At 39.9% G+C, this 25,819-nt stretch carries 25 protein-coding genes; 6 read left to right on the top strand and 19 right to left on the bottom strand.

What is annotated here, in order from left to right; genetic code table 11:
- Window positions 1–59: 59 nt before the first annotated feature.
- Window positions 60–1,217 (top strand): hypothetical protein, encoded by a 1,158-nt coding sequence (locus tag FTU13_RS09780; protein WP_180127822.1) that lies wholly within the window; start codon window positions 60–62, stop codon window positions 1,215–1,217.
- Window positions 1,218–1,228: 11 nt separating this feature from the next.
- Window positions 1,229–2,098: a hydroxyethylthiazole kinase gene (gene thiM, locus FTU13_RS09775; protein WP_180026863.1), complete on the top strand. Its 870-nt coding sequence runs from the start codon at window positions 1,229–1,231 to the stop codon at window positions 2,096–2,098.
- A 99-nt stretch (window positions 2,099–2,197) separates the two neighbouring features.
- On the opposite strand, the gene FTU13_RS09770 is transcribed toward thiM, so the two are convergent.
- From FTU13_RS09770 to FTU13_RS09760, 3 genes are all read right to left on the bottom strand, one after another.
- Window positions 2,198–2,749, bottom strand: coding sequence for a hypothetical protein (locus FTU13_RS09770; protein ID WP_180127820.1), 552 nt, complete (start codon window positions 2,747–2,749; stop codon window positions 2,198–2,200).
- A gap of 19 nt (window positions 2,750–2,768) precedes the next feature.
- Window positions 2,769–3,497 (bottom strand): hypothetical protein, encoded by a 729-nt coding sequence (locus FTU13_RS09765; RefSeq protein ID WP_180127818.1) that lies wholly within the window; start codon window positions 3,495–3,497, stop codon window positions 2,769–2,771.
- Between the two features lie 380 nt (window positions 3,498–3,877).
- A complete protein-coding gene (locus tag FTU13_RS09760) occupies window positions 3,878–5,398 on the bottom strand; it encodes a transporter associated domain-containing protein (RefSeq protein WP_180110638.1) in 1,521 nt (506 codons plus the stop codon).
- 616 nt (window positions 5,399–6,014) lie between these two features.
- Here FTU13_RS09760 and FTU13_RS09755 point away from each other — a divergent pair.
- Window positions 6,015–6,479 carry a MarR family winged helix-turn-helix transcriptional regulator gene (locus tag FTU13_RS09755; protein ID WP_078193646.1) on the top strand — a complete coding sequence of 155 codons (465 nt, stop codon included), beginning with the start codon at window positions 6,015–6,017 and terminating at the stop codon, window positions 6,477–6,479.
- A 20-nt stretch (window positions 6,480–6,499) separates the two neighbouring features.
- Here FTU13_RS09755 and FTU13_RS09750 read toward each other — a convergent pair whose 3' ends face one another.
- Window positions 6,500–7,159 carry an SOS response-associated peptidase family protein gene (locus tag FTU13_RS09750; RefSeq protein WP_180003049.1) on the bottom strand — a complete coding sequence of 220 codons (660 nt, stop codon included), beginning with the start codon at window positions 7,157–7,159 and terminating at the stop codon, window positions 6,500–6,502.
- 38 nt (window positions 7,160–7,197) lie between these two features.
- Here FTU13_RS09750 and FTU13_RS09745 point away from each other — a divergent pair, with 38 nt between their 5' ends.
- Window positions 7,198–8,184, top strand: a complete 987-nt coding sequence (locus FTU13_RS09745; RefSeq protein WP_180127816.1) for a hypothetical protein — start codon at window positions 7,198–7,200, stop codon at window positions 8,182–8,184.
- Between the two features lie 76 nt (window positions 8,185–8,260).
- Here FTU13_RS09745 and FTU13_RS09740 read toward each other — a convergent pair whose 3' ends face one another.
- The 5 genes from FTU13_RS09740 to FTU13_RS09720 all read right to left on the bottom strand — a co-directional run bounded on the left by FTU13_RS09740 (window position 8,261) and on the right by FTU13_RS09720 (window position 15,310).
- Window positions 8,261–9,703 carry an aldehyde dehydrogenase family protein gene (locus tag FTU13_RS09740; RefSeq protein WP_180127814.1) on the bottom strand — a complete coding sequence of 481 codons (1,443 nt, stop codon included), beginning with the start codon at window positions 9,701–9,703 and terminating at the stop codon, window positions 8,261–8,263.
- Between the two features lie 111 nt (window positions 9,704–9,814).
- Window positions 9,815–10,291: a hypothetical protein gene (locus tag FTU13_RS09735; RefSeq protein ID WP_180127812.1), complete on the bottom strand. Its 477-nt coding sequence runs from the start codon at window positions 10,289–10,291 to the stop codon at window positions 9,815–9,817.
- An 88-nt stretch (window positions 10,292–10,379) separates the two neighbouring features.
- Window positions 10,380–12,542, bottom strand: coding sequence for a malate synthase G (locus FTU13_RS09730; RefSeq protein WP_180023904.1), 2,163 nt, complete (start codon window positions 12,540–12,542; stop codon window positions 10,380–10,382).
- Between the two features lie 524 nt (window positions 12,543–13,066).
- Window positions 13,067–14,218: a cell division protein ZapE gene (gene zapE, locus FTU13_RS09725; protein WP_111885050.1), complete on the bottom strand. Its 1,152-nt coding sequence runs from the start codon at window positions 14,216–14,218 to the stop codon at window positions 13,067–13,069.
- An 84-nt stretch (window positions 14,219–14,302) separates the two neighbouring features.
- Window positions 14,303–15,310 carry an AraC family transcriptional regulator gene (locus tag FTU13_RS09720; RefSeq protein WP_180127810.1) on the bottom strand — a complete coding sequence of 336 codons (1,008 nt, stop codon included), beginning with the start codon at window positions 15,308–15,310 and terminating at the stop codon, window positions 14,303–14,305.
- 157 nt (window positions 15,311–15,467) lie between these two features.
- On the opposite strand from FTU13_RS09720, the gene FTU13_RS09715 reads away from it, so the two are divergent.
- Window positions 15,468–16,997 carry an NAD(P)/FAD-dependent oxidoreductase gene (locus FTU13_RS09715; RefSeq protein ID WP_180024001.1) on the top strand — a complete coding sequence of 510 codons (1,530 nt, stop codon included), beginning with the start codon at window positions 15,468–15,470 and terminating at the stop codon, window positions 16,995–16,997.
- Window positions 16,998–17,046: 49 nt separating this feature from the next.
- The gene (locus tag FTU13_RS09710; protein ID WP_180127808.1) at window positions 17,047–17,955 is read left to right on the top strand and encodes a lysine exporter LysO family protein; all 909 of its coding nucleotides are present in this window, start codon (window positions 17,047–17,049) and stop codon (window positions 17,953–17,955) included.
- Window positions 17,956–18,034: 79 nt separating this feature from the next.
- Here FTU13_RS09710 and pyrF read toward each other — a convergent pair whose 3' ends face one another.
- The 10 genes from pyrF to FTU13_RS09660 form a co-directional block, all read right to left on the bottom strand.
- The gene (gene pyrF, locus FTU13_RS09705; protein WP_078193653.1) at window positions 18,035–18,715 is read right to left on the bottom strand and encodes an orotidine-5'-phosphate decarboxylase; all 681 of its coding nucleotides are present in this window, start codon (window positions 18,713–18,715) and stop codon (window positions 18,035–18,037) included.
- A 240-nt stretch (window positions 18,716–18,955) separates the two neighbouring features.
- The gene (locus tag FTU13_RS09700) at window positions 18,956–19,321 is read right to left on the bottom strand and encodes a lipopolysaccharide assembly protein LapA domain-containing protein (RefSeq protein ID WP_180023907.1); all 366 of its coding nucleotides are present in this window, start codon (window positions 19,319–19,321) and stop codon (window positions 18,956–18,958) included.
- 24 nt (window positions 19,322–19,345) lie between these two features.
- Window positions 19,346–19,648, bottom strand: coding sequence for an integration host factor subunit beta (locus FTU13_RS09695; RefSeq protein WP_067767464.1), 303 nt, complete (start codon window positions 19,646–19,648; stop codon window positions 19,346–19,348).
- Between the two features lie 162 nt (window positions 19,649–19,810).
- Window positions 19,811–21,490 (bottom strand): 30S ribosomal protein S1, encoded by a 1,680-nt coding sequence (rpsA, locus tag FTU13_RS09690; protein ID WP_078193655.1) that lies wholly within the window; start codon window positions 21,488–21,490, stop codon window positions 19,811–19,813.
- A gap of 107 nt (window positions 21,491–21,597) precedes the next feature.
- Entirely contained in the window at window positions 21,598–22,281 is a 684-nt protein-coding gene (gene cmk, locus FTU13_RS09685; protein WP_078193656.1) for a (d)CMP kinase, read from the bottom strand.
- Window positions 22,282–22,298: 17 nt separating this feature from the next.
- Window positions 22,299–22,730: an SRPBCC family protein gene (locus tag FTU13_RS09680; protein ID WP_078188937.1), complete on the bottom strand. Its 432-nt coding sequence runs from the start codon at window positions 22,728–22,730 to the stop codon at window positions 22,299–22,301.
- Window positions 22,731–22,756: 26 nt separating this feature from the next.
- On the bottom strand, window positions 22,757–23,308 hold the full coding sequence (gene tadA, locus FTU13_RS09675) for a tRNA adenosine(34) deaminase TadA (RefSeq protein WP_180119784.1): 552 nt from the start codon (window positions 23,306–23,308) through the stop codon (window positions 22,757–22,759).
- A gap of 7 nt (window positions 23,309–23,315) precedes the next feature.
- Entirely contained in the window at window positions 23,316–24,437 is a 1,122-nt protein-coding gene (locus tag FTU13_RS09670) for an enoyl-CoA hydratase/isomerase family protein (protein ID WP_078188941.1), read from the bottom strand.
- Complete coding sequence (gene ung / locus FTU13_RS09665; RefSeq protein WP_078193660.1) at window positions 24,434–25,147, bottom strand: uracil-DNA glycosylase; 714 nt, start codon at window positions 25,145–25,147, stop codon at window positions 24,434–24,436. The genes FTU13_RS09670 and ung overlap by 4 nt, the downstream gene beginning before the upstream one ends.
- A gap of 36 nt (window positions 25,148–25,183) precedes the next feature.
- Window positions 25,184–25,780 (bottom strand): 6-carboxytetrahydropterin synthase, encoded by a 597-nt coding sequence (locus FTU13_RS09660; protein ID WP_180077646.1) that lies wholly within the window; start codon window positions 25,778–25,780, stop codon window positions 25,184–25,186.
- Between the last annotated feature and the right edge of the window lie 39 nt (window positions 25,781–25,819).

Genomic DNA, 25,819 nt, shown 5'->3' with positions numbered 1-25,819 from the left:
ACCCGTCTTTAAACAGAGATGTGTATAATCAATTTAACCTTTCAAGAAACGCTGGCAACATGTTCAATATTCTACGCAAACAAATGGATGAAAGTACGCAATGCCCGTTGTGTCGTGCATCAATGTATTGGGTAGATGCTGAAAAATTAGATGAGCAAGAATTTAATTTTTATCAGTGTAGCCACTGTCATCATCAAATATTTCCAGAACAGCAATACAACTGTCATTGTGAAAACTGTCAGGCTGCGCGAAAAAAACTACTGAAAGAAACCCGTTTACAAGAACAGCGTAAACTCAAAAATAAAGATATCGTTGAACGTGAATTAAGTGAACTGAGTTTTTTACAGAAACTCTTTTTGCTGGCTTTATTGGATAATCACGTCCAAGAACATACGGCGCATCAAGAATTTATCGACTGGGACGCTATTAAGTATCATAACATCAGCCCGAATTATTTCTTCCAACAATCACTCAAAAAGCATCTCGTGCATGAGCAAATTTTGATTGTGAAAGATGATGCGCTACAAGCTGAACAGTATTATATCAATGTCCGTCTGGATGGCTATTCGGAGCCCAGTCTTTTTAGCGTAGCGCAGCAACTCCGTCATTGGTTTTATGAAAATTTAGCCTTGGGTGTTCCCTTTAAAAGTGCTGACGAAGTGAAAGAATGCTTGTATCTCCTACTTTTTCAAGAAATTGTGCAATTCATGCAGTTTTACTGTAAGACATGGGGTATTCAAATTGCAGGGAATAAAAGCTTTCAAGTGTTCTGTTATCGCCTACTCGACCATCTAGCGGTTGGGCAGATTTATTATATGATTCAGTCAGCACTCGAATACCTACATAAACAAAAAGCCCTGCAAGTCCGTAATGAAAATTTCATTAACACCAATCTGTTAAAAAAGACCTTACAGCAATACCGTGAACGTGTCTTACAGGAAAAATGGGAAACTTTTACCCTCCCTCGTCCGCCACAACTCCCCTTTAGTAAAATGAGTGAAATTTTGCTCTTTAACTTTTTAGGACTCGATGAAAGTATCTTTGTGCAACCAATACGCCATGCTTGGAAAAAAATCGAACCTCGCTTAAATTTTTATTCCACAAAGCGTTGCATGTACTGTGGTTCACAAGAACTCTCTGTCGATTATGATGCCGCAGATTATGTGACCCTGTTCTGCCGTAATTGTAAACATCAAGACCATTACTTCACCCGCTAAGGGAGAAAACGATGAATCAATCTGAAAATTTTGAAACGACCATGAACAGTGAATTGACTGACTTAAATAGCCCGCTTTTGCAAAGCGTTATTAATGCGTGGATTGAACTTCAATCCAAACAACCTTTGGTGCATATCCTCACCAATGCAGTCGCGAGCAATTATGTGGCCAATGTCCTTTTAGCTGCGGGTGCTTCTCCTGCAATGATTGACAATCCCTTTGAAGCTGAAAGCTTTGCCTCGATTGCCAGTGCATTGAATATCAATTTAGGCACGCCAACGTCTGAACAAATGCAGGCCATGCAAATTGCTGCACAAACAGCACAAAATTTAAATAAACCTTGGGTGCTTGACCCTGTCGGTTATGGCCCCGTTTTGCCGTGGCGATCTGAAATGGTTGATCAATTACTCCAGTACAAGCCAAGTATAATCCGTGGCAATGCATCAGAAATCAGTGGTCTTGCAGGTAATCAAGGTGAATCCCGCGGTGTCGATAGCACGCTCAATAGTGCAGAAATTTACTTAAATGCTGCGCCCTTATTAGAACACTGTGAATGTGTGGCAATTTCAGGCGAATCGGATTTCATCTTATCGAAAGAAATGAATGCGGTGATACAGATTAATGGTGGATCTTACTTACAACCCAAAGTGACGGCTTCTGGCTGCGCTTTAGGTGCGTTAACAGCGGCTTATTGCGCCGTGAGTGAAACGCTAACTGCTGGCACGGTCGCAGCACATTTGCACTTTGCGATTGCGGGTCAAAAAGCCTATGAAATTAGCTCAAGTGTCGGCAGTTTTAATGTTGCATTTTTAGATGAAATTTATAATCTCAATGAAGATGATTTCAATCAACTTGCCAACATGCAAATTTATGCACTATGAAGCTATGATAGCTTGAGAAAAACAAAAACAGCTTGAGTAAAGACTCAAGCTGTTCAGGGATTCATACTGTTTTGTACTAATTAATATGCGACAAAAAATTTACTGTGCCGTACTGTTAATTGCAGCATTGGCATCAAACATTTCTGAATCTTCGATCGTTTCTGTTGGATTACTCAAAATCATGTCGAGGTCATAGTCCCCCGCATAGACAATATTTTTGATTTTTGAACAGTCGCCATCACTCATTTCATAATTTAAGACTTTGGCTTCATCACCAATTTTAAACTCAGCACGAACAACGTTTTTATTTTCATCAAAACTCAGTTTAGGCTGAACGCCCTTTTTGGAATTTTGCTGCGGATCTTGGCTGTCCGTGAAAATATCAAAATCCACATTACACTCTTGTTGCGACTGCTTACAGTTAATTTCTGCTTGCATACGTTCCACTAACGATGGCTCAAAATAGGCAGCAAGTTGATCTTTACTCAAAGCGTGCAATTTCAACTCTTGATCATAAATTTGTTTGACCACTTTTTCCGGTGCAACACATTTCTGCGATTGCTCTTGTACTTTTTGCTCTGCAGGCTGACAAGCCGTTAAAAAGATTGCCGCACCGAAACCGAATAATCGATATATTGTCATTTGTCCCATAACACATCCATGTCCGTCATTAAACTGCTCGCCCAACTGCCAGATTCATACTTGCTTCAAAAATGGTTGAAACATTTAATTTACAAATACACATTAAACCCATGCCATCAAAATAATCTGGCACGTGCTGCATAAAAAATTGAACATGTTCATCAGATTTTTTCCGTAGCCGAACCAATTGCTCAGGCGTCACCTTCGGTAAATCACAACGATGAACAAAAATATCCTCAGCCCGATGCTGCACATCATGCTGACGGATTTTATAACTATTTAAAACATCCGCATACTCAGTGGGCATCGGGACACCGTGCCTTGGATAAAACTTAACAGAGCGCGAGGCAAATAATGTATATACCTTTGGTTGTGCCAATGTAGCCACAAACCACATCGGAATCGCTGGAAATCGAATCTGATGCTGCATCGCCACTTTAATCGCCGAGTTTAAGGTCAGGTTTTTCCGACGATAATCAACCAATACCCCTGCCCGTGAATTAAAAATAAAAATCGGCCGATTGTTATGCATAATTTTTAATATACGCACAATATTTTGCCCGATCAGTTTATCGTGCTCAAAATACTGAATGATTGGTAATGCCACAATATCGGGGTCATGCATGTATTGATAGAGTTGCTCAATCCTAGAAGTTGGAAAAATACATTGATCAAACTCCCAGAGCCGTTGAAACAACTCATGTTTTTCTTCAATCGTGAGTTTGCAAAAATCAATGATATTCTCAGTGATCGCCATACCAACACCCATTTTCTTAATGGATTAACTTTGATGTTTTTTCAAAGTCCCTAGTTATAAAGTTTTCCGAAGCGGTATTTAAATGAAATAAAATTATTCATAGATCATCAATGATGATTAAAACCCCAAGTTAAAAATGAATCGCTATTTACCCTCATGCTTTTTTAAAATCAACCCTATCAATATTTTTTACTTTTGAACCGCTTTAACCCTCTAAAAGCTCAAAAGTTGCAGCGTTTTTTGACTGTTACATCATGTAAATATAATACGTTTTAACATCGTGAATTGCAGCCCTCGTTATATAGGATTTCTTATACTTTCTAGTCATAAAAAAGACAGCTTCGAAAAGCTGTCTTAAGATCATTTTTAATATTTGAGCATTAGGCCTGGTAATAGATATCAACCGTTTTAATGCGGTTTTCATCCATTGCCGTGACTTTAAATTGAATGCCTTTAAAATCAACCACAGTCCCGACTTCTACATTGCCGTGGGTCTGATCTAAAATGAGGCCTGAAACACTGATATAACCATCATCTTCTTCGATCAAATCCAGCATTTCCAATTCAAGTTCTAACTGATACAGATCGAGCATGCCTGAAGCTTTCCAATGTTCATCATCGATTTTAATCAAATCAAGTTGTTCATCTGCATCAGGGAATTCACCAGCAATCGCTTCAAACACATCGAGTGGTGAAATCAGACCTTGTACCGCCCCAAACTCATCCGTAACCAACACCAAAGAGCCTTTTGAGGTACGCAAGGTATTAATCGCATCAATCACCTTCATCTTTTGGAAAATAAAGATTGGACGATGACGTTTAATCAATGCTTTTAGATCATCTTCACTGTCTAGAACATCAATAAGTTCTTTCGCGCGGACAATACTAATCACTTTATCCAAGCTACCACGACACACAGGGAATAAACTGTGCGGCACTGAAAGGACTTGCTCACGAATTTGTTCAGGTGTGTCATTTAAATCCACCCAAGAAATTTGATTACGGGGAGTCATGATCGACGCAACTGAACGCTCTGCAAGCGTCAACACCCCCCCAATCATGTAACGCTCTTCGTCTGCAAAGGTTTCTTGCGCCTGATTACCAACTTGATCGGATTCTAAGCGCCCACCCATCAGTTTTAAAATACTGTCCGCAGTACGATGACGTAATGGAATTTTCGCTTCATGTTTTTGAGCATTGCGTTGACTAAACTGGTTAAAGGCTTCGATGACAATCGCAACACCAATACCTGAGTAGATATAGCCTTTCGGAATATGGAAACCAAAACCTTCTGCTATCAAACTAATACCGATCAGTAATAAGAAGCTTAAACATAGGATCACGACGGTCGGATGTCGGTTTACAAAAGCCGTTAGCGGTTTAGATGCAAGTAACATCACTGCCATTGCCACAATCATTGCTGCCATCATGACATAAATGTTGTCGACCATACCGATCGCTGTAATGACAGAGTCTAAAGAGAAAACCGCATCTAAGACAACAATTTGCGCAACAACTGCTGTAAAGCTGGCATATGCCACTTTTGTTGTCACTTGAACTTCTGGTTTTCCTTCTAATTTCTCATGTAGCTCTGTGACTGCCTTATAAACTAAGAACAATCCACCGAACAATAATATGAGATCTCGACCAGAGAATGTCCAATCAAAAACGGTAATCAGGGGCTTTGTTAATGTGACCAACCAAGAGATTGCAAATAACAATCCTAATCGCATAAATAATGCGAGTGAAAGACCAAGTACGCGGGCTTTATCACGTTGTTCTGGAGGGAGTTTTTCTGCCAAAATGGCAATAAAGACTAGGTTATCAATCCCTAGTACAATTTCTAAAATAATTAATGTAAGTAAACCAACCCAGATTCCGGGATCTAACAAAAATTCCATTAGCTCTCTTCCTCATTCTGGATTGTAAGAATATCTTCAAGCAGACCAACGCACGGCGACGGATCCATAAATTTAACCTGTGTAACTAGAGACCATTCCATTATGCATAATCTTGCGCATTTGTAATGTATTCAAGCATATTTTTTCGCATCAACAATATGACAAAATGTTAAAAACGCTGAATGTATTACAAATCGAATGGGCGATATAAAATACACATCTAGATGTTAAAACCTACTTTTTGAGATCTCCTCTTCCACTTTAAAATAAGTATGAATTCACCTGACTTTTAATTAAATGTAATTAAATACGTTGTATGAGATTGTATGACAAATCTAATGAATTATTTATTTCTACCTTTTGGTAAAAAATATTAATATTCAATTCAAATTAAAAACTTATTTATTTTCACTACACTATCTCTATACCTAACCTTATTTTTAATTTCTGTTAAGCATTTAGACAGAATATCAATATAATCTATTTAGATAATCTAAAAATGAGATATCCTCTACTTTCTATTTTTTTATTGTGAACTCTTGCTATTACCCTCTATTTTTCAATAGAATGTTAAAACATTAAATAAAATTAAAACAAATATTCAGGGGACTCCTTTATGACAAAAAAGTATTCAAAATTTTTACCATCCACCGATGACTTTAGTTTAGAAAATTTTCCTTTCTACTGGGTTACTCAGGTGCATTCACAATATGTTTTAAACGTCGACCATGCATTGAAAAAGTATGGCGTTGATAATTCACGTCGTCGTATCCTGCTCGCACTCAAGTCTAAACCACATGCTAGCGTTTCAGATTTATCTGAAATGGTCGTATCTAAAATGTCGACCACAACCAAGATCGTTTATCGCTTAAAAGATGAAGGCTTGGTAGATACTTATTCTTGTGAAGATGATGCACGTATTACCCGGGTTGTATTAACTGATAAAGGCACTGCAATGACGCAGAAGATTAACGATCTAACGAATGTCGTTCTAGAGCAATCTTTTGAAGGCTTAACACCCCTACAAATTGAAAAAACCATGGAAAGCTTAAAGCATATCTTTAAAAACTTAGCTCGCTAAGCATTTGCATCACCGAAATATCAATCGAAAAAGTTCAGTTGGGGACTGATTTTTTCGATTTTTATTTTGGGTGCGTGCGCACATTCAAACTCATCAACAGGAAAACCCTGTACAAAACTTTGGATGTTGGGTGATTTCCAACTTAGCCATTCCTCTAATCGCGCATGCGGAATCACAATGACCGAGCGCTTTACATTGCCCGGCTCATGAAAGTGTTTCATCATCTCATGCTGAATAGCATCCATCGTAATCATGGTACTTGAACGTACAATCTCATCACCTTGTCTACAAATGTCATATAAGGCAGCTATATAAAACGCTTCTCCATCTTTGCGCTTAACACTCCAACGCTGCGGCTTATTATCGATATACATTGACTCATAAAATTCAGACACGGGTATCACGCCAAACTTACATTTTGAAATCGCATTAATAAACGTAGGCTTTTGATACAAAGTTTCATTTCGTGCATTATAGGTTTTAAGTGCAATTGATTTGTCTTCGGCCCATTTAGGCACCATGCCAAAATTCACTTTTCGCCACTCTAGCCCTTGTTCAGACTTAAAGAGTAGCGGCAAATCATAATTTGGATAGACTTCCTCAGGATATTCAAAGCTGATTTCAGGCAAGTTTTGAGACTTTAATTGCGATAAGGTAATCGGTTTGAAATTAGCACACATATTTGCCATAATCCGCAAAAAATCAATCTTTATAATAAATGAAAAATCTAGACCGAAGTCGCTTTATCGTCTTACTTCTAAGTATGTGCCTGTATCCAACCGCACATGCCGCAAAAGTCTCTGTACATACCGTTTCATTTCTACCTTTTAGTCTCGACGCGCTCTATCTCAACGAATATCCATTTAAACAAGACCTAATCAATGAGACTGAGATTCCTGCAGGCAAGTACCGCATTCAATATAAGCATTTTCGCAATCAGCAAATGATCAGTCCGAATCACTGGGTTACGGTCAAAAATCTTCCCAACACCCAAGAACAACAATTTTCATTGGTCATCTTGCCTGATGGTGAAGTAATCAATGTCACAGACTTTAAAATTACATCTCCAGAGATGTTTCCTGAAATCCGTTTTGCAAAACGTGCTCAAAATAGTTATCGCTTGATGCAAAATCAGCAAAGACAAAGAGATCAGTTTGGCGTGATTCTTCCTGACGTAGATGAAGCCCATACGACGGAATTGGAAGATCAATTTGGCTGGTTTACGGTGAACTCAGATGAAGGCCGTGTCAGGATTTCTTGTACTGGCACGTTTAAAATCAATCCTGAAGATGCGCTCCCCTATTTCACTACTGCAAATTCAGCACTTCAGTTTAATTATCAACAAGGAAACAAAATACATAACGCATATTTAGCGTTTAGTGATAACAATCCGCTTATTCCAATTGCAGATCGAACAATTCATAAGGCAACAGATTACAAAAATGGCTTGAAGTTTGATGTGTATATTCACAATATCCAAAAAATGAAAACCGAGAGTATTTCTTCTAATTATTCAATCTACAATTACAAGGTTCAGGTCAAGCTGTATATGACGGCCTTGCAGCGTAAACCTATGCTGTTGATGAATCACAAAATGTACTATCAGGATAATTGTTCAAGCCAAGATATTGGCTCTTTTCTGTATTACAAAACACGTTGGAGTCGTTTTTGGGACTATATTCTGCCTGATATTTCATGGAAATAAACTAGAAATGTCCTGCATAACAGAACCTGCAGTGAAGTCTATTGCACAAGATAAAATAGACTTCAATTTGTGTATTTTAAGCAGGGAACGTTTGCCAATGGGTGCGGGTAAATTCCTCAAATATCCACTCACCATTAAAGCGACCAAGGCCTGAATTCCGTTCACCGCCAAAGGGTGCATTAGAATGATCCGCCACACTGATGCCATTGATATGCGTCATGCCTATATCGAGTTTGGCCGCAAACTCTCCGCCGCGTGCTAAATTTGAGGTACATACCGCACTCGATAAACCAAATCGGGTTGAATTCGCCAATTCAAGTGCATGCGCTTCATCTCGCGCTTTTAAAATCGGCAAAATTGGCCCAAAGCTTTCTTCTAATGCAATATCAGCGTGCGCATCCACATGGGTGAAAATATGCGGTGCAACTAATTGACCTTCTATACCGCCTGCATAGGCTAAAATCGCATCTTGCTGAATGGCATTTTGAATAATGGTTTTTAATTTATCGATTTGCGACTTATTGATGATAGGGCCTATCAGAGTTTCGACATCATTCGGATCACCGACCACAATGCTTTTTACCCGTTTAATTAATTTTTCAACATAAGCATCGTGCAAGGATTCATCCACAATCACTCGATTGGTACTCATGCAGATTTGTCCTTGATGCAAAAAACGCCCCATCACGGTCAGTTCAACGGCTAAATTTAAATCTGCATCATCTAAAATCACCAAAGGCGCATTGCCGCCAAGTTCCAGCGCTAAACGCTTAATCCGTGAACTTGCCAAAGCTTTCACCCCCACCTGTTGACCTACTTCAGTTGAACCTGTAAATGAAATCATTTTAGGCACAGGATGCTCTACAAAATAGTCGCCAATTTCACTGCCGCTGCCTGCAACAACATTTAATACGCCATGCGGCAAACCCGCTTCTTCAAATAATTTCCCGAGTAACGTTCCACCTGTCACTGGCGTGTCACTTGCAGGCTTCAGCACCACACTATTGCCGCAAGCAATCGCAGTCACCACAGAACGCATCGACAAATGAAATGGAAAATTCCAAGGGCTAATCACCGCAATGACACCCAAGGGTTTGCGCAAGACAAAACTCTTTCGACTCGGATCTTTACTCTCCAACTGCGTGGTTTGCATTTTTTCAGGAAAACTCAGCGATTCTTGGATAATGCCGAGCGCCGCATCAACTTCAATATTGGCTTTTAAACGTGTACTCCCAGATTCATCTATCAGCCATTGAATAATTTCTTGTCTGCGCTGCTGAATGGTTTGAGCTAATTTGTTGATAACTTGCTGACGTACTTTAATAGACTTGGACTTTTCTGATTTAAATGCTGCTGCTGCCGCACTATAAGCACTGTCTACATCGACACTGCTGGCAGCCTGCAATTCAAAAATTTCTGCTTGGCTAAAGGGATTGATATTCTTGATGTGACGCGTTGAAGTCCCTGCTCGCCATTGCCCACCAATATATTGCAAATCTAATGCGGTATAAGCTGACATCGTTTCCATCCTATTTTTATCATTCATCCCAATGTAAAGGCTTCAGCATTGAAAAGCTATGAGAAAAACAGGATAAAACTTTATAATTAATTTCTTTTACAACCTTATACTTTAAACAGGCTGATGAATCTGCCGCATCGCTTTATAGATTCGCCAATAAATATAACAGCTAATGATGACTTCAAAACTTAGATCTTTAACTGTGGTGAGTTGCTCAAGCACAGCCTCCTCCATGTTTAGGGTCAACATGGGTAACAGCCCTTCGACAACAACAGCGATCAAGATAAAGAGGACTAAACTCTGAATCGTTACGGGCAAATACAATGCAATAAAGCGCTTTAAAAAATCTCGGCCTTGCTCGCCGCCATTGGCTTTAAATATGGCATTCACCCAGCTAATCAGCAGACCAACTTGTAAAACAAACGAAGCCCAAGCTTCTGTAGGTTTGGATTCTGGGGTTAACGTCAGTGCTAAGTAGCTAAAGAAAATCAATATTGAGCTGGCAATATAGTAGTTTTTATAATGGGTTTCAGAGACTTTATTCAGTCTTATATCCTCCACCAACCGACTTACATTCCATAAATACATGGAGATTCCTTTTCATTTTTTATGTCGACATTCTAACTTTCTCAAGCAATAAAAAAAGCCTCCGAAGAGGCTTTTTTTGATTTACAGATTAGTCACCTGTATAACCTTTTAATTTTAAACGGTAAGCATGTAATAGAGGCTCTGTATAACCAGATGGCTGCTCGCCGCCTTTGAATACTAAGTCATAAGCAGCTTTGTATGCATAACCATCAAAGCTTGGTGCCATTGGCGTGTAAAGTGGATCGTTGGCATTTTGCTCATCCACAACTTTCGCCATGCGCTTAAATACTTCTTCAACTTGCTCAGCAGTTACGATACCGTGACGTAACCAGTTTGCAACGTGTTGAGAAGAAATACGTAAAGTTGCACGGTCTTCCATCAAACCAACATTGTTGATGTCTAGAACTTTTGAACAACCTACACCCAAATCAACCCAACGAACTACATAACCCAAGATACCTTGAAGGTTATTTTCGAGCTCTTTGGTTTTCTCTTCTTCAGACCAGTTTGTATCTGTCGCTAAAGGCGGTGTTAACAAGTCATCTAAAGATAGCGGTTGAGTATTCAACAACTCTTTTTGACGCTCAGAAACATTGCACTGATGGTAATGGATCGCGTGAATAACAGCACCAGATGGAGACGGAACCCATGCACAGCTTGCGCCAGCTTCTGGATGCTCAATCTTAGTTTTATACATATCAAGCAACATATCTGGTTTTGGCCACATGCCTTTACCGATTTGCGCTTTACCACGTAAGCCGGCTTGAAGACCGATCATCACGTTACGGTTTTCATATGCAGGGAACCAGATTTGAGACTTCACTTCGCCTTTACGAACGAATGGACCTGCTTCCATGAAAGTATGGATTTCATCACCCGTACGATCCATGAAACCTGTATTAATAAAGATCGTACGATCTTTCGCTTGCGCGATACAGTTTTTCAAGTTCACAGAAGTACGACGTTCTTCGTCCATGATACCGATTTTCAAAGTCTTCGCAGGTAGACCAAGCGCTTGTTCAGCACGCTCGAACAATTCAACTGCAAATGCCACTTCTTCAGGACCATGCATTTTTGGCTTCACGATATACATTGAACCTTTACGCGAGTTCTTAATCGTGTTTTCACCACGGATGTCAGCAATCGTAAGAAGCGGAGTAACCAAGGCATCCATGATACCTTCATAAATTTCTTCGCCATCGACAAGGATCGCAGGGTTTGTCATCAAATGACCCACATTACGAAGCAACATCAATGAACGACCGTGAAGCGTAGTTTCACCACCGATTAAATTTTTGTGCGTACGATCTTTATTTAATGTACGCGTGATGGTCTTACCATTTTTCTCGATTGACTCAGAAAGTGTACCTTTCATTAAGCCTAACCAGTTACGGTAGCCTTCAACTTTCTCTTCAGCATCAACTGCTGCAATTGAGTCTTCTAAGTCTTGAATTGTGGTTACCGCAGCTTCAAGAACTAAGTCTTTAACGCCCGCAGCATCAGTTGAACCAATTGGGCTCGTCGCATCAATTTCAATGATTACATGCAAACCATTGTTTAAAAGTACGATTTCGGTTGGCGCAGCTTCGTCACCATTAAAACCAACAAACTGAGCTTCTTTCGCTAAAGTTGCAGTTGAGCCATCTTTTAGGCTTACAACTAACTTTTTGCCTTCTACCGCATATTTAGTTGCATCTGCATGCGAACCATTAGCTAGCGGGAAAGTTTCATTTAAGAAGTTTTTAGCAAATTCGATAACTTTTGCGCCACGAGCTGGGTTATAGCCCTTACCTTTTTCCGCGCCGTCTTCTTCAGAGATCACGTCAAAACCGTAAAGAGCATCGTAGAGTGAACCCCAACGTGCGTTCGCAGCGTTTAAGCAGTAACGTGCATTACGTACAGGCACTACTAATTGCGCACCAGCCAATAATGCGATTTCTTCGTCTACATTTTCTGTGCTGATTTGGAAATCTTCTACTTCTGGTAATAAGTAGCCAATTTCAGTAAGGAAAGCTTTGTAAGCTTCGAGTTCAAATTTGTTGTTGCGGTGCCATTCATCAATTTTAGCTTGAATGTCGTCACGCTTAGCCAATAGTGCTTTGTTCTTTGGGCTAAGATCGACAACGACTTGTTCAAAGTTTTTCCAGTAAGTCTCACTGTCTAAACCTGAACCCGGTAGTGCTTCATTTTCGATGAAATCGTAAAGTTCTTTAGCAATCGCTAACTTGCCTTTTTGAATACGTGCAGTCATTGTCTTTCCTGATATTGCTATTTTTTATAACAAGAGATTCTAGTATACCCATTTATACTTTGCTGAATAGTACTATCACATTCCTAAATAATGATCATTTTCTATGTAATGAAATACCCTCATCATTCAACATAATAAAGATCAGAAATACGACGTCATCATCAGCCTGAATACCTTTTTACAGTGTATAAAGTTTTTGAAATGTCGAAATTAGACTTAAGTGCAGAATTTTGTTCTAAAACTGAACAAATAGACCCAAGCGTCAAACAAACTCACTCGATTAAGCCATGAAATGCTGCCAATGTCGATGCTACAACTTCAACCAATCAGTTTAAATTTAACGCTTTTATCGATGAATTATTAAACAACCCTTCTTCTTATTAAATGATGCTTTTATCTTCCGACCTCGCTTTTAAAGTCGATTGTTCGATCTATACTTTTTCTTATCTATGCATGTAATCTAAAACTAAAAATCAAAAAAAGAACGCCATCAAGACGTTCTTTTTTCATTCCAACAGAAACGCTTAATTTTCTGCTGTAGATTCTGGTGCATTGATTTGACGGTGAGAGGTATGTAGATAATCATCAGATTGCATTTCCAATAAGCGCGAACGTGTACGCTCAATTTCAAATGCCAATTTTTCACCTTGATATAATTCAATAATCGTATCTTCTGAAGTAAGCAACAACTTCACACCACGGTCATAAAACTCATCAACTAGATAGATAAAACGACGAGTCCCTTCAGACAAATAATCCGTCATGTGCGGCACATTACTCACCAAGACCGTATTATAAATATTGGCAATTTCAATAAAGTCCGCTGGGCTACGTGGTTTTAGGCAAAGTTCAGAATATTCACACCACAGTACATCTTCCGTATGACCAATGGTTTCCACAATACGCTGATTAATAATAATTGGCTCTTGTGAAACCGTTTGGGTTTGCGTTAATGCTGTAAAACGCTGTGCCATCCACAACTTATGTTCATGTGTTAAAGGCGACTTAAACAACTGCGCTTGTTTCAATACACGTAAACGATAGTCTACACCTGAGTCTACATTTAAAATCACACAGTTCTTTTTTACCATTTCGATGGTTGGGATAAAACGGTCACGGTGGATCCCGTTTTTATATAAACCATCTGGTGCGATGTTAGATGTTGCAACAAGAGTGATGCCACGCGTAAATAATTTTTGGAACAGATCGCTCAAAATCATCGCATCCGTAACATTGGATACAAAGAATTCATCAAAGCAGATCACGACCGCTTCTTTATAAATTTGGTCGGCAACAAGGTCTAGTGGATTACGCTGACCTGAAAGCTTATTTAATTCACGGTGTACGTACTGCATAAAGTGATGGAAATGCATACGTGTTTTGCGTCGAAATGGCACAGAATCATAAAACTGATCCATCAGCCACGTTTTACCACGTCCTACACCGCCCCACATATACACCCCTTTCGGTGCAGTTTGACGACGGAAACGACGAAACGCTTTTTTAGAAGCCTTAAAACGTTGGATTAATTCTTGCCAAACTCGATCCAACTCATGCACCGCTTGCGCCTGTTCCTGATCTGGTAAAAACTGACCAGATGCTAAGGCTTGAGCATAACGCTCAGCCGGTGAAATCGGAGTAAATGCGGTGTTGTGTGGTGACTGAAAATCTGACATATCATTAAATACTTTTTTGGGCTAAATGAATTATAACGAAGAATAAACTCGAAGATATAACACTTTGGCAGTAAAGCGCATTGGCTATTTATTATATTGTCTCGGACTATGCCCAAACCAACGTTTAAACGCATGATTAAACGCCGCAGGTTCTGAATAGCCCAGCAATTCTGCAATCATTTCAATTGAATATTCATTATATTCAATCATACGGAGTGCTTTATCTTTAATAATATCTTCACGAATTTGCTTATAACTGGTATTTAACTGTTGCAGTTGATGACGCAAAGTTCTTTCAGGCAAGTTCAACGCTTGAGCAGTTGCTGCCATACTTGGCATCGCACCACTTTGTAATTCCAAATAATCTTGCACACGTTGAACCAATGATGGCGCATCTTCATCGGCGCTTAAACGTTCTAACTCCGCAATACATTTCGACTCATATAATCGAAAAGTAATAATATCTGCGGAAGGGATCCGAATATCTAAAACATCTTCATCGAACCAAAATGCCGCAAATGGCGCACCAAATCGAACTTGAGAGCCATAATAATCAGTAAACATTTTTAATTTTTCAGGATCTTTGGGTTCAGCGAACGGCAAATCAATTTGAACTTTCGGTGTAGATAGCCCCATCATTTTGTACAGATCACGGATGAATTTATAAGTTCCTGAAATCTCTGACTGTGCCAATAATGCACCCAGTGGTGCATACACATCTTGGGGTTGATAACATAAGGCCACTTTATGCTGACTGATTTGCAAACTCAAACGCCCAGTTAGATGCGTCAACTGTTGAAAGCGAATTCCCTGATTTAAAGCTTGGCGTAAAGTATCACTGGTGACCAATAACATCAGCAACGGGCCATAACCCGCCAATGTATAATGCTGACCAATAAATAACCCTTGCTCAGGTTCTACATCTTTACCAATGACTTTCAGTACATCCCACTCCAAACTCGGATGAATCACTGAAGTTGGATCGAGTGCATCGACACGCAGCCCAATAGTTTGCAAACGTTGATCGACATCTACACCTGCTTTACGCATTCCTTGTACTAAATACATCAGGCTTAGAATAGATCGTTTCATAAATCGTAAAATGACATTAAATTTCTTCTTTTTTACTACAAAATTGCAATTATGAACATTGCCGTTTCGATCAATATTTCTGTCACCTCAATCATATTGTTCTGATCACGAACTCAAGTATGCTTAACTTGTAATCTCGCTTGGAATTAAAAAAATGATGCAGGAAGCGCAAACAAAAACAGTGCAAACCCCAAAAGCCAATTCTGAAATACATACACAAATCGCCATCATCGGCGGTGGTTTTGGTGGTATTGCTATGGCGATACGCCTTTTACAACAAGGTAATCAAGATTTTTTGATCCTCGAAAAAGCCAATGATTTTGGTGGAACCTGGCGTGAAAACCGCTACCCTGGCGCTGCGTGTGATGTGCAATCACATATGTATTCGCTTTCTTTTGCACCCAAAACAGATTGGTCAAAACGTTATGCTGAAGCGCCGGAAATATTTGACTATATCCAACAGGTCACCCGTGAATATAATTTAAAACAATTCTGTCGCTTTAACAGTGAAGTACTTTCAAGCCAATACAATGAATCAACCTGCGACTGGCATTTAGAACTCAAAGATGGCGTTAAAATTACCGCTCAATACGTGATTTTTGCATCTGGCCCGCTACATGTCCCGCAAATTCCACACATTCCGGGCATTGAAAAATTTAAAGGCAAAGTGTTTCATTCTTCTCAATGGGATCATCAATATCCATTAGAAGGTAAAAAAGTCGCATCTATTGGTACAGGCGGCAGTGCCATCCAATACATTCCTGAAATCGCACCACAAACAAAACAACTGTATGTTTTTCAACGTACCGCGGCTTGGGTCATTCCACGAGATGAACGCAGTTATCATGGTTTAGAAAAATCATTATTTAAAAAATATGATTGGTTTCGAAAAATTCACCGCGCTCGCCTGTATTGGACCAACGAATCACGTGTCGTGCCAATTGTTAAACCAACTACCATGAAATATGCGCAAAAACTGGCAGAACTGTATATTAAGTATCAAGTGAAAGATGCTGAACTTGCCAAGAAACTAACGCCAAACTACATCATGGGTTGTAAACGCATTTTAATTTCTAATAAATACTTTCCAACCTTTAATCGACCTAATGTGGAATTGGTCAGTGATGCAATACAAGAAATCACTGAAAATGCCATTATTACCAAAGATGGAAAATCCCGTGAAATCGATTGTCTGATCTATGGTACAGGCTTTATTACCGATCCAAGAATTTATTTAAAATCATTTGAATGTATTGGTGAAAATGCTCAAGAACTCAAACAAGTGTGGCAGGCTGGCGCAGAAAGCTTTTATGGCATTTGCACCAAAGGCTTTCCAAATCTGTTCCAATTATTAGGCCCCAATACCGTACTTGCCCATAATTCAGTGGTATTTATGATTGAGGCACAAGTCGATTACATCTTACAAATGATGCAATTGGTTTCAAAATCTAATGTTCAAGCCATCGCTGTCAAAGATCAGGTGCAAGATCAATTTAACACTCATGTACAAGACATGCTTGATGGTACGGTATGGCAATCAGGCTGCGTGAGTTGGTATCAGCAAAATGGCGGTAAAAATTTTGCACTGTGGCCAACTTATACATGGAAATATTGGCTGGCTACTCGAAAAATAAATCCAGCTGATTTTCGACTCCTCAGTAAAACAAAATCTAGTCATGCAGCTTAAGCAATAACAGGTCATAATAGGCAGGTATTCATTATCTGCCTATTTTTGTATGCAATCTTTCTGGTTGATTTTCCAGCTCTTGGCCTGTTTAGGGCTTGGTTTTATTCTTGCACGTCGCCTACCCACTTGGCTTGAAAAAATCGCCTTTAAACTGCTGCCGTATTTTACTTATATTTTGTTATTTGCGATTGCAATCGAATTTTCCGAAACATTACACACTATTCCAGCGCCTCTGCAAATCCTTTCTTCATCAGTACTTATTGCACTATTGACCTCAGTGGGTGCTTTTATTTGCTGCTATATTTTATTTAAGCTTTTAGGCTATAAACCCAGTCATGGCAAAGTGTCCATGCAGTTGGTAACAAGCTCACTCATCAATATTAGCTATGCTTTTATTGCATTAGGTTTAGGTTACGCTTTTGCTGAAATGGCAGCACACTTTAGTCTTCAGCCACATATGAGTACATGGGATCTACTTTTAGTCTTTATGTTTCTGATCGGTCTAGATCTCGCCTACTCACCGCTCGATCGTTCTTGGTTAAATTGGAAAATTCTACTTGTTCCACTCGGCTGTATCGTCGGTTCACTTTTGGGCGCTTTTGCTGCTGCATACCTATTACCACAAATCAGTTTGAAAGATTTGATTATGCTGTCACAAGGCTATGGTTTCTATTCGATGACAGGCATCGTCGTGACTGAATTAAAAAATGCGCATCTAGGCAGTATCGCGCTGATGAATGATTTATTCAGAGAAATTTTTGCGATTGTATTTATGTATATTATTGGCTGGCGCTACCCACGCTCTGCAATTTCATCTGCGGGTGCAACAGCTATGGATGTCACCCTACCTATGGTCAAACAAGCCTGTGGTAATGATTTTATTCCACATGCCATGGTCAGCGGCTTTATCCTTTCTGTACTTGCACCAATATTAGTGAGTATATTGGCGGTGCTTTAACGATTTTAATCTCCCTAAGTCCCTCTTTAAAAAGAGGGACTTTCTCCTCCCTTTTTCAAAGGGAGGTCGGGTGGGATTCTTACAAAGTCGCCAAAATATCTTTTAAAGTTTGACGCATATTGTCCGATTTAGTAATTGGACGGCCAATCACCAAATGTGTAGAACCATCAAGCATAGCTTGTTTAGGTGTCACAATTCGTTTTTGATCATCCGCTGCAGAACCCTCAGGACGGATACCCGGTGTTACTAATGCAAAGTCAGCACCCAAAGTTTCACGTAACATTTTCGCTTCTTGTGCCGAACAAACTACACCATCCAAACCACTTTCTTTCGTTAAAGTCGCAAGACGCTTCACATGTTCAAAAGGTTCCACATCTAAGCCTAATTCCGCAAGATCTTCACGACCCATTGATGTCAAAACCGTAACAGCAATTAGCTGAGTATTGTAATTGCCCGCCTTTAGGCGCTCTACACAGGTTTCCATCATTTTACGGCCACCTGATGCATGGACATTGACCATCCACACACCCATATCCGCAGCTGCACAAACTGCTTGTGCTGTGGTGTTTGGAATATCATGGAATTTAAGATCTAGAAATACTTCAAAACCTTTATCGTGCAATGCTTTAACGATACTTGAACCCTCATGGGTAAATAACTCTTTACCAACCTTAACTCGACATAATGCAGGATCTAACTGCTCTGCAATTGTAAGTGCGTCATATTGGCTTTTAGCATCTAGTGCAACGATGATACTCAAGAGACTTACCCTTCATTTTGACAAAATTAGTGCATTATAGATGGATTCAACTTGATCAGAAAGTCATAAAACTCATGTTAATTGAAATGATTAATTTGAATTTAGCTATCTCATTATTTTATTTAAGATATATGGCTTATTTTTTCAGCCCATAAAAAAACACCCCGATAATCCACCAGAGTGTTTAATATAAAATTTAACTATACTCATAAAAGTAGTTAATTTACTTCATAAACCCAATTATAACGGGTTAGAAGGACGCTCATTTGCATCAATATCTAAAACTGTTTTTTCATGACGTGTATGTGCAGCCGCTTCAGCAGCAGCCAGTTGAGCAGTTTGAATTTGCTCTTTACGTAGGCGCTCAATATCTTTACGTAGACGTTTAATTTCCCAGTTATTTTGAAATACTCGGAATACTTGCACTGCCAATAAAAGACCTAAAACCAAACCTAATGACAATGTTAATAGCAATAAAAGCCCTAAACGCATTGCAGGCACTTGTGTAAACAACAAATCGACTGAAAGTTCAGTTCCGTTTTGCAGCACCAAAGCCAATGAGTATCCAAATAGGACTAATAGAATGACGACCAATACGTAACGCATAAACACCCCTAACTATGTTTTAAATTAGTTTGCAGATTCGTTTACCGCATCACGTAAAGCTTTACCAGGTTTAAAGTGCGGTACAGCTTTTGCTGCAACTTCAACTGATTTGCCGGTTTTTGGGTTACGACCCACACGTGGTTCACGGTGATGTAATGCAAAACTACCAAAACCACGGATTTCAATTCGGTTGTCTGTAGACAAAGCTTCAATCATTTGATCGATCATTATCTTAACGGCTTCTTCCACTAAGGGTTCAGCTAAGTGTGGGTTTTTAAGAGAAATACGCTCTATTAAGTCAGACTTATTAAGTGCTTCAGTAGTCATCTGCGACCTCTTTAATTATCAAGCTACCTAGGATCAGTTTCCTGATAATAACCTGTTTAAATACAAAACGGTAGCGTAATAATCACTTACTACGCTACCGTTACAGTAATTGTGTAAAATATATTAATTAATTTACATTAACAATACAATTCAAACACTTACTTAGTGGTTCATTTGAGCTTTGATCAAATCACCAATAGTCTTAGGACCATTGTCTGAAGTTGCTGTAGCTGTCTTGTTCAAGTTAGCTACTGCTTCTTTTTCTTCAGCTTCGTCTTTCGCTTTGATAGACAAGTTGATAGAACGTGATTTGCGGTCTACGTTGATGATTTTAGCTTCAACTTCTTGACCAACTTCAAGGAACTTAGTTGCATCTTCAACGCGGTCGCGGTTGATTTCAGATGCTTTAAGAGTCGCTTCAACTTCGTCAGCTAACTTAACAGTAGCGCCTTTAGCGTCAACTGCAGTTACAGTACCTTTAACAAGCGCACCGCGTTCGTTAGCAGCTAAGAAATCGTTGAACGGATCGCTGTTCATTTGTTTGATGCCAAGGCTGATACGGTTGCCTTCAGCGTCTACTGAAAGGATAACCGCTTCAACTGTGTCACCTTTCTTGTAACGACGGATAGCTTCTTCGCCTTGTTCGTTCCAAGAAATGTCAGACAAGTGAACTAGACCATCGATACCGCCTGGTAAACCGATGAAGATACCGAAGTCAGTGATTGACTTGATAGTACCTGAAACTTTTTCACCTTTGTCGTGTTCTTTAGCAAACTCTTCCCATGGGTTAGCACGAGTTTGTTTGATACCAAGAGAAATACGACGACGCTCTTCATCAACTTCAAGAACCATAACGTCAACTTCGTCACCGATCTGAACAACTTTAGATGGGTGGATGTTTTTGTTAGTATGGTCCATTTCTGAAACGTGTACTAAGCCTTCAACGCCTTCAGCGATTTCAGCGAAGCAACCGTAGTCAGTTAAGTTAGTTACACGAGCTTTAACGATAGAACCTTTAGGGTAACGGTTCATGATCGCTAACCATGGATCTTCGCCTAATTGTTTAAGGCCTAAAGATACGCGGTTACGTTCGCGGTCGAATTTAAGTACTTTAACAGTAACTTCTTGACCAACTTCAACAACTTCTGAAGGATGCTTGATACGTTTCCAAGCCATGTCAGTGATGTGAAGAAGACCATCAATACCACCAAGGTCAACGAACGCGCCGTAGTCAGTAAGATTTTTGATAGTACCAGTAACTGTTTGACCTTCTTCAAGCTGAGCAAGAAGAGCTTCACGGTCAGCTGAAGATTCAGCTTCCATAACAGCACGACGAGATACAACAACGTTGTTACGTTTAGCATCAAGTTTGATTACTTTAAATTCTAACTCTTTACCTTCTAAGTGAGTAGTATCACGAATAGGACGAGTATCAACTAAAGAACCTGGAAGGAACGCACGAACTGGACCGATGTCAACAGTGAAACCGCCTTTAACCTTACCAGAGATAACACCAGTAACGATTTCGCCGTCTTCAAAGATTTTTTCAAGTTTAGTCCAAGTTTCAGCACGTTTAGCTTTTTCACGTGATAAAACTGTTTGACCCATACCGTTGTCAAGAGCTTCAACAACTACATCAACAGTGTCGCCAACTTGAACTTCAAGTTCACGTTGTTCATTTAAGAATTCAGCGCGGTCAACAATACCTTCTGATTTAAGGCCAGTGTCAACTGTTACCCAGTCAGAGTCGATGCTTACTACAACGCCTTGGATGACAGCACCCTTTTCAACGTTGAGGTTTAATTCGCTTTCTTCAAAGAGGGCTGCAAAAGATTCGGTCATGATATACCTAGTAAAGTCAGCGGTCTTGGATCAGACAAGGCCGGTTTAATTAAGCGTCTACATAGTCCGTATAAGACTGATCAAGCTATGCTTCTGCTGAAAATTCTTTAGTTTGCTAATTGCTGATCGATGTAATTCGTCATCAGCGTGAATACTTCATCAATACTCAAAGTTGAACTATCAATGAAGTAAGCATCTGGCGCAGGCTTGAGTGGAGCGACTGCGCGTTCCATATCTCGCTTATCACGCGCTTCGATATTAGCTAAAATGTCGTTTATTTTAACATCCACGCCCATAGCCTGCAACTGATTTACACGGCGCTCCGCACGGGACTGAGCAGAAGCCGTTAAATAAATCTTGGCTTGGGCATTTGGAAAAATCGTAGTTGCCATATCACGGCCATCTGCAACCAAACCAGGTGCTTGAGCAAAGGCATGCTGACGTTCTAAAAGCGCAGTTCTAAGTGCAGGAATTGCAGCAACTTTTGAAGCAAACTCTCCAACTCTCTCAGTACGGATAACTTTTGAGACATCTTCACCATCTAAAAGCACCGAAACACCTGCTTCATTTGTCACAAATTGTATGTCTAAATTTGTTGCAATTTTTACGCATTCATCGAGCTTTGAGTCTAATGCATCAATTAAGTCTTGCTTATGCAATGACAATCCCAACAGACGATATAACGCACCTGAGTCGAGTAAGTGGAACTGATAATGTGCCGCAATTTTTGCTGCCAATGTTCCTTTACCTGAGCCACTTGGGCCATCAATTGTAATGATTTGAACTGTCATTGCTCTTCCACTTTTGTTTATACGGTTTTTGCAAGTTTTGAAAAACCAATTTTAATCGCTGACTTCAGTTGCGCAAGGATTAATTGACTAACGAATGGCGCACGCGCCTGTAATTCAATCGTATAAGTGACTAAAGTACGCGCAGCATCAATCGCTTCGAATTGAATCACGCCCAAATGATGTTTCACCAATGGGTTTTTAATAATTTTATATTCAATACGTTGGTTTGGCTCAAGCAAGGTAATTTGCTCTTGTAACGGCTTCACTGGCCCAAAGCCCATACGGCGCACAGAACCCACACCATCAGGACGCTCAGGATCTGCTGAATCTTTAACACGCACCACTTGAATCGGCGCAAAAGCCACGTTATAGGTCGAATGTTTTGAAAGTAAGTCAAAAACTTGCTCGACCGGTGCATTAAATTCTTTTTTTACTTGAATGGATTTCATGGTGTACCCTATTTTATTTGACAATATTAATTGTCAGTAGAGTTTACTTGATTTTTTAAATTAAGTTCAGTCAAAGTGGCTTTTTCCTGTAACTTCATCAGTCGTTTTTGTTCACGACGCATTTTAAAAAAATCACTCAATTGTTGGGAGCATTGCTCTTGTAGGCAACCATGCTCAAACTCAAAGATATGGTTATAGTAGCCTGAATTTAACAATTGACGCGAACTGACCAAAGAACCTGCTTTAGGCTCAGTCGTCGCAAATACCACTCGTTTTATTCTTGAATGTACCAAAGCGCCCACACACATTGTGCATGGCTCTAAAGTTACATATAAAGTTGCGTCGTCAGGTAATCGGTAATTATCGATATTCAAACAAGCTTGACGCAAAGCTTGTACTTCCGCATGTGCGGTGGGATCTTTCAAAGAAATCGGCGCATTAAACCCTGCACCTATGACTTGATTTTGACTCACAATGACTGCACCTACAGGAATTTCTTGCAATTCGGCAGCCTGTGCAGCCTGCTCAAAAGCAAGCTGCATCCAATGTTCATCACTATATTGGTTTTGTTCAGACATCAATTAATTAAATTACACCATACTGTCTTAACAGTGCATTCCAACTGTCAATATTGGTTACAGGAGGCTCATCAGCCAGAATTCCTTTAAGGGAAAGATCTGTACCTTTTTTCCATTCTGGAGACAGGTCTTTATCGACTAGACGTGCGCGCACACCTTCCACAAAGTCTGCATGACGAATTTTCCAATCCGAAATTTGGGTTTCAAGTTCAAACACTTCATTCCAAGAATGTACCTGCTTGCCCCACTGCCATAACAACCATGTTAATGCGGCGGTTGCAGGTGAACCTTTTTGTAGATTTTCACTGGCTTGACGTAACCAATCACTACGCGCATCACTTAAACCTATAATTGATTCATAGTCATGTTCAAAATTATGCCCACGGCACACACTTTGAATCACATCTAACGAGTTTTGTAATGGCCCCGGCCCCACAGGACGATGCATACTATTTAAAGTGTCATCGATGGCACGAAAATCGCCAGCTGGATAATGATCCCAATCAATATTGATGACAGTTTCAAGTACGTTATCACGCTGTGCATCACAAATATGCGTTGCCCAGCCGATACCATAAGCACCTGCTGCGGTCATAATCGAGCCGGTTAACCCAGTAAACAACCCAATGGCGCCACGATCAGCCAAGAAACGTGTCGCACCGACATCTGGATACAAACCGATATTAATTTCAGGCATTGCTAAACGTGAATAAGGTGTCACCAAACGGAAAGGTGCAGCCATAAACAGACCTAAACCACCACCCATGACATAACCTTCACCCCAAACCAAAATCGGCTTTGCATAATTATGCAGCAGCAAATCTAGGGCATATTCTTGTTCAAAAAATTTATTCGCCGTTTCAACTTCATCATTGACCACCAATTGTCGCAATTTGCGTACATCGCCACCTGCACAAAATGCTTTCGGCGTAGTGGAATCTAACCAAATTGCTTTTACAGCATCATCGTGTTGAAAGTCCTGAAAGACTTCAAGCAACGCTGTGCAGATTGATTCATCTAATGCATGAAGCGATTTTGGGCGATTCAAGCGAACAATGCGCCAGCCCTTTTTCGCTTCTTCAACAATCAGATCTGGGTGATAATTTTTTGAAACGGGAGAATAAGTCATGCGTCCAGCTGCCAGTCTATTGGCTCAATGCCATTTTGTTTAAGATAATTATTACTTTTTGAAAACACCTTACAACCAAAAAATCCACCGCGGTTTGCAGCCAAAGGAGATGGATGCGCGGCTTTTAGCACTAAGTGCTTATTTTGGTCAATGCGTTGTCCCTTACGCTGTGCATATGCCCCCCATAAAATAAAGACAATATGCTCACGTTGTTCATTTAAAACATCAATCACATGGTCTGTAAAATCTTCCCAGCCACGTTTTTGATGTGAAGTTGGTTGCCCAGCCTCAACAGTCAGTACCGCATTTAAAAGCAAGACACCTTGTTCTGCCCAGCGTGTTAAGTCCCCATGTTTTGACACAGGCACCCCGAGGTCGGTATTTAACTCATGGAAAATATTACGTAAAGAAGGTGGTAATGCAACCCCCTTTTGTACCGAAAAGCTTAAACCATGTGCCTGATTTGGCCCATGATACGGGTCTTGGCCTAAAATCACCACCTTTACATTTGCCATAGGTGTCGTGTTTAAGGCATTAAAGATCAGCGGATTCGGTGGATAAATCACTTTATCCTGTTTGATTTGTTGTAGCAGAAAGTCTTTTAACTCATCCATGCGAGGGCTAAGCAAAAACTCACTTAGGGCATATTTCCAGCTAGGCTCAAGCTGCACTTTAGCGAGTTTTGCTTGTTGCTCTTCTGTTAAAGACATCACTGTTAACCAATCCTAATAAAACCAAATATTTACTTAAATTCTAACTTGTAAATCAACTGCAGGGTTTAAAAATTTTTGACCCTGTTTTAATTTTTCATACATCTGGGTATCGTTCCATTCCGACTGAACCTGTTCGGAGAAGATAATTTGATCTAACTGCAACAACCCCATTTGTGCGTTGTCGATATCTTCTAAGAAGCTTTGCGCATAGCCTGTGTCTGTCTCATGCACGATCACAGAATACACCTCAACATCACCCTCACCATTTTGAGTTTCTGTTGATTTTAGAACTTGTTGTGCTAAGTAAAAGAAGATTCGTGAAAATTGTTCCGCTGAGGGCGATACGGGTAGTTCGACCCAACGTGCACTGAACTGTTTGCAGGCACGAATGTACTCAGCATCATCGTGTTGCCAAAAACAAATCGCGTGATCAAAACTGTCAAATAAGTCTTTAATTACCCCTTTGAGCAAACCGAAATCGTAAACCATTTGCCCATGGTCAAGTTTCGACGCTTTGAGTAATAGTTCGACTTTATAACTGTGTCCATGAATGGAACGTTTGCAACGGTCTGACGTGCAATTACGCACGATATGCGCGTTTTCAAATTTAAATAACTTACGAATTAACATGTGTCGTAATGCAATCAAATAATCTATGGGTTCTCAGAG

Origin of the sequence: Acinetobacter sp. YH12064 (genome assembly GCF_013419735.1) — a bacterium.
Taxonomy (GTDB): domain Bacteria; phylum Pseudomonadota; class Gammaproteobacteria; order Pseudomonadales; family Moraxellaceae; genus Acinetobacter; species Acinetobacter amyesii.
This window is presented reverse-complemented; position numbering and strand designations above follow the sequence as displayed.

Coding starts and splice junctions, on each gene's coding strand:
- FTU13_RS09720 (WP_180127810.1), bottom strand. CDS start 15,310: ATGAAACGATCTATTCTAAGCCTGATGTATTTAGTACAAGGAATGCGT.
- FTU13_RS09760 (WP_180110638.1), bottom strand. CDS start 5,398: ATGGAATTTTTGTTAGATCCCGGAATCTGGGTTGGTTTACTTACATTA.
- FTU13_RS09740 (WP_180127814.1), bottom strand. CDS start 9,703: ATGTCAGCTTATACCGCATTAGATTTGCAATATATTGGTGGGCAATGG.
- FTU13_RS09660 (WP_180077646.1), bottom strand. CDS start 25,780: ATGTTAATTCGTAAGTTATTTAAATTTGAAAACGCGCATATCGTGCGT.
- FTU13_RS09670 (WP_078188941.1), bottom strand. CDS start 24,437: ATGACTTATTCTCCCGTTTCAAAAAATTATCACCCAGATCTGATTGTT.
- FTU13_RS09745 (WP_180127816.1), top strand. CDS start 7,198: ATGAAAAATCTAGACCGAAGTCGCTTTATCGTCTTACTTCTAAGTATG.
- FTU13_RS09765 (WP_180127818.1), bottom strand. CDS start 3,497: ATGGCGATCACTGAGAATATCATTGATTTTTGCAAACTCACGATTGAA.
- FTU13_RS09770 (WP_180127820.1), bottom strand. CDS start 2,749: ATGGGACAAATGACAATATATCGATTATTCGGTTTCGGTGCGGCAATC.
- FTU13_RS09695 (WP_067767464.1), bottom strand. CDS start 19,648: ATGACTACTGAAGCACTTAATAAGTCTGACTTAATAGAGCGTATTTCT.
- thiM (WP_180026863.1), top strand. CDS start 1,229: ATGAATCAATCTGAAAATTTTGAAACGACCATGAACAGTGAATTGACT.
- FTU13_RS09755 (WP_078193646.1), top strand. CDS start 6,015: ATGACAAAAAAGTATTCAAAATTTTTACCATCCACCGATGACTTTAGT.
- zapE (WP_111885050.1), bottom strand. CDS start 14,218: ATGTCAGATTTTCAGTCACCACACAACACCGCATTTACTCCGATTTCA.
- rpsA (WP_078193655.1), bottom strand. CDS start 21,490: ATGACCGAATCTTTTGCAGCCCTCTTTGAAGAAAGCGAATTAAACCTC.
- FTU13_RS09735 (WP_180127812.1), bottom strand. CDS start 10,291: ATGTATTTATGGAATGTAAGTCGGTTGGTGGAGGATATAAGACTGAAT.
- ung (WP_078193660.1), bottom strand. CDS start 25,147: ATGTCTTTAACAGAAGAGCAACAAGCAAAACTCGCTAAAGTGCAGCTT.
- FTU13_RS09730 (WP_180023904.1), bottom strand. CDS start 12,542: ATGACTGCACGTATTCAAAAAGGCAAGTTAGCGATTGCTAAAGAACTT.
- FTU13_RS09680 (WP_078188937.1), bottom strand. CDS start 22,730: ATGAAATCCATTCAAGTAAAAAAAGAATTTAATGCACCGGTCGAGCAA.
- FTU13_RS09700 (WP_180023907.1), bottom strand. CDS start 19,321: ATGCGTTACGTATTGGTCGTCATTCTATTAGTCCTATTTGGATACTCA.
- tadA (WP_180119784.1), bottom strand. CDS start 23,308: ATGTCTGAACAAAACCAATATAGTGATGAACATTGGATGCAGCTTGCT.
- FTU13_RS09750 (WP_180003049.1), bottom strand. CDS start 7,159: ATGTGTGCTAATTTCAAACCGATTACCTTATCGCAATTAAAGTCTCAA.
- FTU13_RS09710 (WP_180127808.1), top strand. CDS start 17,047: ATGCAATCTTTCTGGTTGATTTTCCAGCTCTTGGCCTGTTTAGGGCTT.
- FTU13_RS09715 (WP_180024001.1), top strand. CDS start 15,468: ATGCAGGAAGCGCAAACAAAAACAGTGCAAACCCCAAAAGCCAATTCT.
- cmk (WP_078193656.1), bottom strand. CDS start 22,281: ATGACAGTTCAAATCATTACAATTGATGGCCCAAGTGGCTCAGGTAAA.
- FTU13_RS09780 (WP_180127822.1), top strand. CDS start 60: ATGTTCAATATTCTACGCAAACAAATGGATGAAAGTACGCAATGCCCG.